The organism is Microbulbifer mixtoriginis (SeqCode), assembly GCF_052467515.1.
This window is the reverse complement of record NZ_CP174314.1, coordinates 646,508-659,540: the sequence shown is the minus strand read 5'-3', so window position 1 is coordinate 659,540 and position 13,033 is coordinate 646,508. Positions and strand designations below refer to the sequence as shown.

11 protein-coding genes are annotated in these 13,033 nt (G+C 39.6%); all 11 read left to right on the top strand.

The genetic code is table 11. From position 1 onward, the window contains the following. The first annotated feature begins 636 nt into the window (after positions 1 to 636). The 11 genes from ACJJIT_RS02720 (at position 637) to ACJJIT_RS02670 (ending at position 12,901) form a co-directional block, all read left to right on the top strand. A complete protein-coding gene (locus ACJJIT_RS02720; RefSeq protein ID WP_444887130.1) occupies positions 637 to 1,230 on the top strand; it encodes a response regulator transcription factor in 594 nt (197 codons plus the stop codon). Continuing rightward, positions 1,227 to 1,655, top strand: a complete 429-nt coding sequence (locus ACJJIT_RS02715) for a CsgE family curli-type amyloid fiber assembly protein (protein WP_444887131.1) — start codon at positions 1,227 to 1,229, stop codon at positions 1,653 to 1,655. Before ACJJIT_RS02720 ends, ACJJIT_RS02715 begins: the two co-directional genes overlap by 4 nt. Next, on the top strand, positions 1,655 to 2,074 hold the full coding sequence (locus tag ACJJIT_RS02710) for a curli assembly protein CsgF (protein WP_444887132.1): 420 nt from the start codon (positions 1,655 to 1,657) through the stop codon (positions 2,072 to 2,074). The genes ACJJIT_RS02715 and ACJJIT_RS02710 overlap by 1 nt, the downstream gene beginning before the upstream one ends. Positions 2,075 to 2,104: 30 nt before the next feature. Next, on the top strand, positions 2,105 to 2,977 hold the full coding sequence (locus ACJJIT_RS02705) for a CsgG/HfaB family protein (RefSeq protein WP_252083224.1): 873 nt from the start codon (positions 2,105 to 2,107) through the stop codon (positions 2,975 to 2,977). Positions 2,978 to 3,019: 42 nt separating this feature from the next. Continuing rightward, positions 3,020 to 3,571, top strand: a complete 552-nt coding sequence (locus ACJJIT_RS02700) for a hypothetical protein (protein ID WP_444899892.1) — start codon at positions 3,020 to 3,022, stop codon at positions 3,569 to 3,571. 692 nt (positions 3,572 to 4,263) lie between these two features. Then, on the top strand, positions 4,264 to 5,214 hold the full coding sequence (locus ACJJIT_RS02695) for a hypothetical protein (RefSeq protein WP_444899891.1): 951 nt from the start codon (positions 4,264 to 4,266) through the stop codon (positions 5,212 to 5,214). Positions 5,215 to 5,724: 510 nt separating this feature from the next. After that, the gene (locus ACJJIT_RS02690; protein ID WP_444899890.1) at positions 5,725 to 6,747 is read left to right on the top strand and encodes a hypothetical protein; all 1,023 of its coding nucleotides are present in this window, start codon (positions 5,725 to 5,727) and stop codon (positions 6,745 to 6,747) included. Positions 6,748 to 8,685: 1,938 nt separating this feature from the next. Then, positions 8,686 to 9,708, top strand: coding sequence for a hypothetical protein (locus tag ACJJIT_RS02685; RefSeq protein WP_444899889.1), 1,023 nt, complete (start codon positions 8,686 to 8,688; stop codon positions 9,706 to 9,708). Between the two features lie 677 nt (positions 9,709 to 10,385). Beyond that, on the top strand, positions 10,386 to 11,408 hold the full coding sequence (locus ACJJIT_RS02680; protein ID WP_444899888.1) for a hypothetical protein: 1,023 nt from the start codon (positions 10,386 to 10,388) through the stop codon (positions 11,406 to 11,408). An 877-nt stretch (positions 11,409 to 12,285) separates the two neighbouring features. Then, positions 12,286 to 12,465: a hypothetical protein gene (locus tag ACJJIT_RS02675; RefSeq protein ID WP_444899887.1), complete on the top strand. Its 180-nt coding sequence runs from the start codon at positions 12,286 to 12,288 to the stop codon at positions 12,463 to 12,465. A gap of 250 nt (positions 12,466 to 12,715) precedes the next feature. Beyond that, entirely contained in the window at positions 12,716 to 12,901 is a 186-nt protein-coding gene (locus tag ACJJIT_RS02670) for a hypothetical protein (protein ID WP_444899886.1), read from the top strand. Positions 12,902 to 13,033: the final 132 nt, after the last annotated feature.

The following is a 13,033-nucleotide window of genomic DNA, read 5'->3' as shown; positions in this document are numbered from 1 at the left end:
ATCCCAGCATTACTACTCACAATATTCACCCTGGGAATACCATAAACCAGAGTTCATACCAGCACTTTCCCGCCTGCCAAAAACCCCCAACCTCATCTAAAGACTACATCAGTGACATATTCCACAAGTCACTTAAAAAACAATCACTAAGTAACTACCCTCATAGGTATATTTTAACTTCAGAGTTAAATTTGCCATATATTCACAAGCAAGCTTTAGAAAGAAAGAATCTTAGAAATCAACGCTCGCACCCAACCGACTATTCCTAACCAGCAACCCCCAGCCAACTTTCCCATTCAAAATAGAGACAAACTCACAAGCAAAAAGTAAAGCTTAATCAATCACATAAAATTCAACCAATAAAATTTACTGACGACATCATTCACTGCTCCCTTACCGTGAAATAAAAACAGGCATCATATTTTCCAGAATACCTCACACCCACGACTACACTCCAAACTAAATTCTCACGAAATGAGTTATTTTCCCTAAACAAAGAGGTACTTAGCGTTAACAGCAATATTTTTTTGTGGTCTTCAAAGATCAACCAGGAAACTTAAACGACAGGAGTCGACAACGGATTCCGCTCTTCAAACTGAGAGGATTCCATTTGTTTCAAGGAGAGGTACGAGGTATATGCCGGTTCTTTTTTTTAGCAATTCCGGCCTTCAGGGCGATCTTTTATTTTCACTGTTTTCTCAGTCTATTCCCATGCCATGGGAAAAAGCCTGTATAGGAAAACAAAGACACTGTTTACAACACTACGAGGCGATAATTATTGATTGCTGGCAGATTGGCACCAACAGCTACTCTAAGGATTTTCTTTCTGATTTAAAGAAAATCAGACACTCAAAAGCAATTCTTATTAACTTTCCTGCCGACTTACCAACCCACATCTCAGAAAAACTACGGCAAAGTGGTTTTTATTTGTTGTGTGACAATAACATCAGCCAGGAAAGACTTATTCAAAGACTCAGTACAGCCATTCACAGCTGTGAAAGCAGTCACGCTGATAATTCGCAATCCCCCCTTCCTCTCACTCGTAGAGAACAGGAAATCCTAGGGCAACTAACAACGGGAGAACCCAATAGCGTCATCGCTACGAAACTACACCTGAGCGAACACACCGTTAAAAATCACATGTATAACATTTTTCGGAAAATCGGCGTGAAGAATCGCTTACAAGCTAGCAACTGGGCAAAACTCAATCTCCAGGAAGAGAGAATATGAGATTAACCCCGCTGATTATCATTCTTCTCTCAACTGTAGTCTTTGCTCAGGATGACACCCAAGTTCCTCCTGCAGACACTGACTCAGGAAGACTTGAGGATGAAATCAGCGGGTTTAATATCGACAGAACAATTACTCGAACAGGCCACGACTTTGCCAGATATCTTAGTGAATATAGAAATCTGAATTATCCAGATGCCACTTACAATTTAACAGTTTACGAGCGACCCTCAGCTCGTTGGGGAAACTTAATATGGGTTACCTACAACGACAAAATTGTATTTCGACGATTTATCAGCCCAAGCACCAACAATATTCATCGCCTTGCAGACGAAGCAGCCCAATATATTCATCAAGCGGTCTTAAAGGATCGCGTGAGCAGTGCCCTAATAGATAATTTTGATTTGGGAAAGGAGGAATTCTAATGAACAAAAATTACCTTGTTTATCCAGCTAGCCTGGTAGCCGCCCTATTCTCGTGTGGCTCTGTGAACGCGACTGAATTAATTTATGAGCCAGTAAACCCGAATTTTGGCGGCAATCCTCTTAATGGAACCTACTTGCTGCAAAACGCGCAATCTCAGGATAGCCACGAAGACCCCGACAAGCATGACAGTCTCTACGAACAACCAAGTGCCCTGGATCGCTTTACTGACTCATTGGAAACAAGACTACTCAATCAACTGCTAACGGATGTCGGCGATGGCAATAGTGGTGAGTTAATTACCGACGATTTTATCGTACAGATCGTCGATAACGATGGCGTTCTTACGGTACTAATCACAGACAGAAGTACTGGGGACAAAAGTGAGATCGTTGTCAGTGGTCTCAATCCCACAAATTAGATAAGAATCAACACTGAAGGAAAACTGGCAATGCGCAATGCAATAACAAAAGCCTTAGCCTTGCCCGCACTGGCGTTTACTCTCACACTAAGCGGATGCTCAGCATTTAAAAGCCTTGGTGATGCCTTATTTGGCCCTGGGCGGACTGATGCTATGCTGACCCCACGAATGAATACCTATCGGGATTTGGTAAATCTTCCTGAACCTAAAGGGAAGATATTGGCTGCTGTATATAGTTTCCGCGATCAAACCGGACAATACAAGCCAGCACCAAACAGTAGCTTCTCCACTGCGGTTACTCAGGGTGGAGCCGCTATGTTGACCGATGTACTCAATGAATCCGGCTGGTTTATCGCATTGGAGCGTGAAGGCTTACAAAACCTTTTAACCGAGCGAAAAATTATACGTGCCGGGCTCAGTAAACCTGATGCTCCAGCCAATAATAATATTCCTCTACCAACTCTAATTGCAGCTAACGTATTGCTTGAAGGCGGAATTGTCGCCTACGATCAAAATATTCAAACCGGCGGTGCCGGAGCAAGATACTTTGGCATCGGTGCCAATGAGCAATACCGCGTCGACCAGGTGACGGTCAATCTAAGAGCAATCGATATACGCTCAGGCAGAATATTGCACTCTGTATTGACATCAAAAACTGTTTACTCCAAAGCAATCAGTGCCGATGTATTTCGTTATGTTAAGTTCCGACGCTTACTGGAGTTAGAAGCCGGGGTAACATATAACGAGCCAGCACAACTTGCTATGCTTTCAGCTATGGAATCTGCAGTGATTCACTTGATCAGTGAGGGGATTGTGCATAATTCCTGGGCCTTAGCGAATCCCGATGAAATTAACAATCCCATACTGCAATACTATTTAAACGACAGTACCGTCATTATGTGATGGTGAACTGAGATCAGACAGCACAATGAAGTAGAGGAATTTATGTTTGGCAGTCAGAAAAATCACCTCATATTACTCCCAATATTCATCGGGTTATATACCGGGGGATATGCAAAAAATTGTACAGCCTCTGATTTGGATGCCAGCAGTGAACTCGCCTTAAGCAGCGAATTGAGCGCAGCTAATCTTCTATCAGTCTCCAATCTCACAGTAATCAACCAAGAAGGTGGCGTGAACAATGTTAACGTGCGGCAGTCGGGCCGAACCAATTATACTTCTGCTCATCAAGATGGTAATAGAAACAGTCTTTCTGTAACACAAGCAGGCGAAAATAACATTGTACTTTCACGTCAAATAGGTGAACAAAACCTAAGCGGATTAATCCAGGTGGGCTATGAAAATCTGATTAATATAGAGCAATATGGTACAGCTAACTCCGCAGGCATATCCCAATTTGGCACACAGAACAGTGCTTATGTGGAAGAAATTGGTATGTTACACAAAGTTAATATCTATCAAAGTGGTCATGGCTTACACACTTCTGTAACGGTAATAGGCACTGCGACCACTACCTCTATCCGCCAATTTGACTGAAATTACGCGCCTTTGAGCCTCCTTAAATATAACATCTCACATATGTGTCAGAATTAGCAGCCTGACAGATTCCCATGAAAACATCTTAACGACAAAATTAGAGCTGAAAAATAACAACCCACTGTTCTTATTAAATTCTTCAATTTTGTGATCCATAACGTTCTATCTGCGTAAAAACATAAGTCGTGGCCATTTGAGCGGAATATCCGCCTATGAAACCTAATTCTTTTAAAAGCCAAATCACACATTAAAAATCAAGCCACAACAAAAGAACTATATTCCTATCTATTAGTGACTTATGTCCTATAGCGTATCTCCGCTTTACAGACAAAACTCATTACATATCTGATCAAATGTTGTTTTACACCTCTTGGACATTTTGTCATGCAGACATTAGGTTGTTTAGAGATCAATTTCTCAAAGCCAAACTGGCCCTCTCTCAAGAGTGGTCCCCAATGTAGTATCTGGGAGACACCATACCTCCCCATAGGCACAAGAGTAGTTAAGCCAACCAAGTAAATTAGCAATTTGAAGTATTAATCGCTGATTATTTTATTCAGCCAGAATTCAACGATGTAGCTTATTCCAGGAATTTAGGAATCCTGCATTGTGAATCCATGACATCTGGATGATGTCAGTAATTTCAGCACAATGTGTGCTGGATCAAAACGTCAAGAGTAAAGGAGTATCGCATGAAGGCGTTAACACCAATCGCAGCTGCAATTCTTATCGCTACAAGTGGCAGCGTTTTTGCAGCAGGTAACTTCACCTCACAAACCCAAGTTGGCATTGGCAATGCGGCATTATCCACTCAGGTAGGTCCGGGTAACGATAATAATCTGGTCTTTCAAACTCAAGTTGGCAACTTCAATGATTCTAACGCACTGCAAACTTTCGGCAGTGACACCAATGTTATCAACCACTTTCAAACCGGCAACCTGAACAGTGCCGATTCCATACAAAGTGGCGGAGCTTTGAATGCCGCTTCTATTACCCAAGTAGGTGACGGAAATGTCGGCATTACAGATCAGTCTGCATCTTCCTTTGCATCAGCGGCACTAATTAATCAAGCTGGAGATGTTAACTTTGGCTTGGTCACTCAAGCTGCATCAACCCTGGATCTTGCCGCTATTAACCAATTAGGCACTGCAAACTTTGCAACAGTAACTCAAATTCTTAGCGCTGGAAATAGCGCGCTCGTCAATCAGGCTGGCAGCCTTAACATTGCTAATATTGCCCAGGTTTTTTCTGCTGGAAGTACCGCGGTTGCTAATCAACTTGGCACTCTTAACATTGCTACCCATGCGCAATCAGGTTTACTGAATAGTTCAAACTCTTCACAAGCCGGAATCCTAAATAATGCTCTCGTTCTTCAAGCAGGCTTAGGTAACGACTCACTGATGCTTCAGGCTGGCTTTGGTAACTTCTCTGCACATGCGCAAGTTGGTGCTTTCAACGATGCATTCTCCGCGCAAGCTGGAATTCTTAACGTATCCACCATCACCCAAACAGGTATAGGTCATGATGCTGCGACCTCGCAGCTTGGGCTCGCGAACGTTCATACCACAATCCAGTTTGGGTTAAATGAAACCGCCCTAGCAAGTCAAGCTGGAGCCTTCAACGTCGGCTTCATTCTACAGTAGCTCTTACTGTAGTTCCTTAGAGAGAGAATATCCTTTGGCGGCCGCTATTTGGCCGCCTTTTTTATGCTCAAAATATCTTATAGGAAAGAAAATTTCTTGTGACCCTATTAAAGTCAATGGTCCAAAAAGAAGGACTACCACCATTTTTTTTCGCTAAATTCACTATCCTATAGCTCACTGTTATTTAAGCAAAAACTCGGTGACACTCGATTATCTACATAGATGAAAAACATACTTTCTTCCTAGGTGATCGAAACTTATCTCCTATGGCTGTTTCGTATTTTCCCCACAAGACTCTACTCAGCATCAAGCTGAATTCTACGAGGTACCTATGCTTTTTTCTAGAAATCAATACGGACCCAGTTTCCAATTGAAACTCCTGGAAAAAGCCCTCAACGATTTTTCCCCACACCAGGAAAAGTAATTTTCACGCAAGCTTTCGATGCTGTTTTGATAATCTCTCTAGCAAAAAATTTTCAAGCCAAATCTGATATCTCTAAGGAGTAACCAATGAACAAGTACACACCAATTGCTGCTGGCGTGTTAATGGCTCTTGCCACTAGTGGCGCCATGGCCAACACCCTGATTGTTAATCAAAATGGGGCCGGAAACTCTGTTGCTCCAGTACAGGACGGCACTGTTTTCAATAGCACCATCATCGTTAACCAAACTGGTGACTTTAACTCCTCTGTTCCTCAGCAGCAGAACTTCACCAACAATAGCTGGATCAGTCACACTCAAGTCGGTGACTCAAATGGGGCCACATCTATACAGAATGCTGCCTCATTTTCAACAGCGTTCATAACCCAGACTTCTGATTCTAATAGCGCCACCACTACTCAAACCTCAGCTATCGGCTCATCTGCATCCATTTCACAAAGTGGATGGGGCGGTCAGATGGCATGGATCCATCAGGGTACGGTCTTCTCAAACCACGCTACAGTAAACCAAACAAAAAATTCCAACCTTGCTATAGTATCTCAGTTTAATGGATCAGGAAACGTTGCCACTGTTAATCAGGAAGGGCATTTCATTGGCAACAACGAAATGCAAGTAGTACAGGTAAATGGCAATTCCAATACTGTTGAGGCCACACAAATTGGTAATGCCCAAACTGGATTTGTTTCCCAGAATGGGGGATCGGGTAATTACTCCTACAGCTACCAATTTGGTAAATATAATGAGCTAAATGTTGCACAATCAGGTGACGACAACCACAGCCATATCGAGCAGTACTGGGAATCTAACATGGCTGCACACAACCAATCTGGTAACAATAACTATGCATGGACAGAACAGACCGATCAATTTAACGTGGTTGGTGTGGTTCAGTCTGGTGACTTTAACGAATCCACCATTACTCAATCTGGTGGTAACATGAACCAGTACTTTATTACGCAGAGTGGAAATGCTAACGTATTTAATGGCGAACAGGTTGGCAATTCTAACTTAATATCGGTCGTACAGGCAGGTAATGGTAGCATGATGGCTATTAGTCAAATTGGCGATAACAACGTTTTCATTTTCCCATAAACTCACCAGCCAAGCTTCTATCTGAGCTGACCCCAACAGGGTCAGCTCTTTTAATTTAACGTTTTTTTTGCAAACTAAATACTTCATATATTTTTTAAATATGACCTGGAAAAACTTGCCATACACCCTCAACTCACCACTTTCTCTAAGTATGTCAAGTATAATTACTTTGATAGTTACAACAATAATAAAATTTCGCCAGTAATGAATCACAATACAACTAAGCCCCCTTGGCGACCGAAAATTATTTAACATAGAAAAGTATTTTACTACAAAACAAAATAAAAACTAGATTCACCAACCTAATCCCCATAGAAAAAAGATACTGTTTGGCGCTAACATGTTTATAAAAACAGAAGGCATAGTTTTTTCTTAGATAAATGAGATATTCCCTCATGAAAAGCATAAAATTCTACACAGCGGCAAGCCAATAATCACGAGGTGAATTTTATTTACCCAGCAACTCAATTACATACCAAACACCCAATTGCAACTTTTCAAAACCTAAATAGTCTACCCCCACATCAGAAAAAGTAAGGCACTTGGTTGGAGGCTTGCGAAAGTATATTGGATTGTTCTAGAAAATATCTCTGCTTAGCTGAAAAGAGACCTCTCGGACAGCAGTTTTGCTTCAGCCCCAAAAGGGAATCTGAAGTCAGAAAAAAAACGAGGCAATGGTACTAAGTGGATGATGGTAGTTGATGACGAAAAAATTCCATTATTGCCTGCAGACTGATTAGGTTAAAGAAGTTATGAACAAGCTTTTAGGTGTTTTAATGGTAATTTCATAAGCGGTGCGACGGCCAATACTCTGATTGTTCCCCCAAGATGGCACTGTAACTAATAATGCAACTAATAATGTCACTCTCATTTACCGGCTCTCTTCAACTCCTGAGAAAATTAATAAAATTAGTCAAAGTCTTATTATCCACACACGAGTTGTCAGCATGAATAAGACATGGTCGCATCAGCGATAATACCTCTGATTCATTTACATTTATTAAATAAATGAACAGAAAAAATGCCAAAAGTCTTAGCTCTCTTTTAATTTTTCTGGTGCATCAATCTTTTAAAGTGGCTTTGCAAGGGTCAATCATGAAAAAGCATTAACTTTGTACCCGCAAACCAATTTGGTACTATTTCTAATATCACTACATTGACTCAAACAGACGCAGTGGCGTTACTGTAATACAGCCTCTCGATAGCTTTAATGGCATAGAAATCATTTAATATGACAGTTTGAATGGTGTATTATTTTGATAGTTAGGTGGATCTAAAAATACTTTCTCTCTCTGGCCAAACGGAATGAGAAAAGCAAATTAACGATGTTAAGTCAGGTGATAGTGACACGAATTAAATCTGGCAAGAGCGGGAAAGCAATATAGCTTTTGTAAATCAGTAAGGAAATAATAACACCTTTGATAAAGCTCAAAACGGTAACTCAAATCTAATATCAGCAGTAAAACAAACAGATGGTAATGCCTTTATGCTGTTCTAGTAATATCATATTATAATTTTTCATAAAGATAACCTTACCGGGTCAAATTTCTCACCACAATCGCACTTAATTTATAGATGGTATAGATACATAGGAGATTATTACTTTGCTATTGTTATGTAAAATATATTATTCAATACACCTAAATATTAAAATAGTAGGATACAAACTTTCTACCTAGCTAAATGAGACTAATCTCTCATGGTTAATATGCACTTCTCCTCCAAAATTAAACTAATGGAATGCGGATATTCACAAGGTATATGTAATTCTCCGTGACTTAGAGAAGAGCATCGCTTCTTGTAAATCTATGGAAAACCTTGAGTGACCTCCCTTACGCTAAGGAAAGCAACTTTCACGAAAAGCTTTCACTGCTGATTAGATATCATCCCTAGGAAAATAATTTTCAATCTAAGGACGATATCGTAAAGGAGTAACTAATGAATATTTATACCCCCGTCTTTGCAGGAATAACCATAGTTCTTGCTGCGAGTAACAGCATAGCCAATACCGTCATTCTAAACCAGAATGGTGTTGGAAACCTGGCTTCGCCAGTTCAGGATGCCTCTGTAATCGACGGCACCATCATTATCAATCAGGTTGGGGACTATAATGAATCCTATCCAGAGCAAACTAATAACACCAACTCTAGTGCTATTAGCCACACTCAATCTGGTGATATGAATAAAGCTGAATCACAACAAAAAAATACATCGAACTCATTCTCCCTTATTAATCAAGTGGACAACAATCACGAAGCCACTTCTGTTCAAATCTCAACAATTGACTCAGGATCCACTATTCATCAAAGTGGCTCTTTAGCTCAAACTGCACTTATTCACCAGAGAAATGTCACCTCAAACTCTGCTACGGTAAATCAGGATAATGGCTCTAATTTTGCCTCAGTGAGTCAGTTCAATGGTATTTCTAACACTGCTTTTTTCAACCAAGTAGCTAGTGATATTGGTGAGAATAATCTTACCACCCTGCAAAGTAATGGTTATTTCAACACTATTGTTGCCGATCAGGATGGTGACTTGCATAGCCTATTCATCTCACAAGTAGGTGGATCAAATAATATGTCTCTCTCACAACAGAGAGGAAAGAGGAATAAATTTAACGTAACACAGTCAGGAGATAGCAACACTAGTGAAATTTTACAGACTTGGGAGAATAATATAGCTTTTGTCAACCAATCGGGAAATAACAACTTCCTGATTATTGAGCAACTATCTAACGATAACTTTTCTTTAACTGTTCAATCAGGTGATATGAATATTTCTACCATATCCCAGTCTGGAGGTAATATGAACACATATCTTATCACCCAGAGTGGTGACTCCAATGCATTTAGAGCAACACAGACTGGGAATTTCAATTTAATATCTGTTATGCAAGCCAATAATGGTAGCGTAATGGCTATTAGTCAAATTGGCGATGGCAATACTTTCATTTTTCCATAGAATTACCAGCCAAGCGTCTATCTGAGCTGCCCCCAACAGGATCAGATCTTTAATTCAATAAAATATTTTTTACATTCCAAACACTTTACATTTTTACAAGTTAAATCAAAAAAACCTCCATAATCCCTCAACCCATCAAGAAATTTAATTCATCCACTCATTTCGCATCACCTCAAATAAAATAACTTAGATACATACAGAATTAAAAGAACTTTTCTAAAAAGCATCATTTAATAATTCACCGTAATATAGTTAAGGGGAACCACCTTAACAACCAGAAACTAACAAATATAGAAAGGCACCCCATTAAAAACACCAAGAAAACTCCAGACTCACCAATCTGAAACCTCCCTGATAAAAACAGACACGGTATGACGCTAAAATATTTATAAAAATATAAGACATACTTTTTTCTTAGATCAATGAGACTTACCTCTCATGGAAAACAAGAAATTTTCCACAAAACTTCACATAGCATAAAACCATTAATCTCAAAGTACATTTTATCTTCCCTAAAACTCAATACATACCATGCACCCAATTGAATCACCTGAAAACTTCATAATTTACTTCAACACCAGGAAAAGCAATTTTCACGCCAGCTTCCGGCACTGCCTTGACTATCTCTCTAGTAAAAATACTTTTAAACTAAATTTGATATCTCTAAGGAGCACCCCATGAAAAAGTGCATCTCCATTCCCTTAGGCATTTTCCTGACAATTACCACAAGCGGTGTAGCTGCCAACACCGTAATTGTTTTGCAAAATGGCATGGGAAATACTGTCACACCGGTACAAGAAGGCACTGTATCTAATAGTACCATTCTCATTTATCAGGTTGGCGATTTAAACTCCTCAAAAATAGAGCAGATTAATAACACTAATGGTAGTGCAATTAGTCATTTACAATTTGGCGACAGGAACACGATAGTTTCGCTGCAGAATAATTCATCGTCTTCTACTGCCTTCATCACCCAAGTAAATGATAACAATAGCGCATCCACTACTCAGTCCTTTACTAACGATTCAAAAGCATTAGTTATTCAAAGCGGTTTACGCGGCCAGGTCGTATTTACTAATCAGGGAAATACTTCTTCAAGTAGTATTTTTGTCAACCAAACTAAAAATACTAATTCAGCCACAATGGGTCAGTTTAATGGATCTGGACACAGGGCTACTATTAACCAAAAGGGGCTTTTCATTGGAAATAATAAAATCGAAATACAACAAGGAAATAGCAACTCTAACTCTGCTTATGCAACCCAGATTGGTAATACCCAAGCTGGATTAGTTATCCAGAACGGAGGTTCAGGCAACACATCTTATTCCTACCAGTTCGGCAAGGACAATTACATTGATGTCACACATACAGGGGATAGTAACACCAGTGAAATCGTGCAATCCTGGGAATCTAACCTAGCTGTACACATCCAGTCTGGTGATGACAACTTGGCCCTGGCCAAACAATCTGGTCAATTTAATGTTGTAGATCTATTTCAGAGGGGTGACATGAACATATCAGACATAACTCAAGTTGGCGGTAATCTCAATGAGTATGACTTAACTCAAAGCGGTGACTCCAACACCTTCTTAGCAACGCAGGATGGTAATTCGAACGTTATCATGGTGACACAAGCAAGTAACGGTAACTTCCAAGTGATCAACCAAATTGGCGATGGTAATATGTATATTTTCCCATAAGTCTCAAAAGCTGGCTATAACCGGTCAGCTTTACAATCAACCACCTCTATCCAACTAAAATTAGTTCATTAAAATCTAAAATACTCTTTCTAGCCATCATCAGATACAACCAAGTATTTCCGCCTAATAACCATTCTTGAATCTATAGAATATTAAAATACACTTGGTTTCGAATAATAAGTGCAACTGGTAAGGGAGAGCTCAGCTTGTAGAGTCGGCATCTCTCCCGACTTAGAGAAAGACACTGATGAGCTACTACCAACTGAGTTAGAACGAACGATACCAGATTTACAGCCAGAACAAGATCGGACACTCTCAGAAATCAATTGCAGAGTTCTTGGAGAGGTATCCCATATTGATCAGTCTCAGGATGTATTTATTACCGGCTTGCGAAGGTATGCCGAGCGATCCGGGATAGAATATCAAAGAATAAATTTTTTATGAGACTGCAAGGTAATTTGCTTGCATCATAAGGAAATTGTAATTATTACTTGAAGCCGAGAGATGTATCTTATGCTAAAGCTAATACAATTTATTCTTCATTATAAGTGACAACAATTTCGTTATATTTCTATAACCATATTGTAAGCCACCCCTTCTATAACTTGGACTTGATGTCTCTAAGGAGTAATCCATAAAGAAATATGCTTCGATTACAGCTGGAATATTAATAGCTTATACTTCAAGTGATGTACTGACATCTAACAATGTCTTTCTCAATCAAAATGATAACGAGAACCTAGCCTTTCCATTTAAAGACCCAATAGTTAACTTCAATATCATTATCATCGTTCAGAATGATGGTTTTAATGAATCTTTTTCTCAACAAACAAATCACAGCAAAAATAGCGTTATCAGTCATAGGCAGACAGGCAATATGAATAAGGCAGAGTCCTTACAGGATAATACTCTCAATTCTTTTGGCGTGATTAGCCAAATAGACAATATGTATGAAACAGCCACAAGCCAAACATCTGTCAACAATTCAGCAGCTGAAATTTTTCAGGGTGGCTTTGCGCCACAATTAACTACGATAAATCAAACGAACACCAACTAAAGTTTTGCAACTATTGCTCAAACAGGAGGTGCTCTTGACGGAAATACCTTAACCGCTGTGCAGGTTATCGGTAATTTAAATACTCTCGATGTCACCCAATACTGCGTTACGAAAAGCGCATCAATCTATCAAGCTGGAGGTTCTAGCAATACCTCTTACTCCATTCAAAAACGCTGTAAAAATCAAACTCACTTTGTTAAACCTGGAAACAACAATGTAAGTGACAACAGATTAATTGGAGAAAAACATTGTGACTGTTAATAAAATAGAAAATTACAACCGCTCCGTTACCATTCAGCAGATCATAGATAATTATGCTGCAACTGATCAATCTAGCAATCTAGCAATCTTATCCCAGTCCGGTAGCAACATGGATACGGCGCTTATAACTCAAATCGACAGCAGTACTACAATTGATGCGACACAGACTGTGTAGTTCCAACCTTATTTCTACAGTACAACGAACCAACGATAATAACATAGCCTCCTCTCAAATTGATGACGTCAATGTCTTTATACTTACTAAATAGAACAAGATAAAAAACTAAAATTTAACCTCAGGTGGATC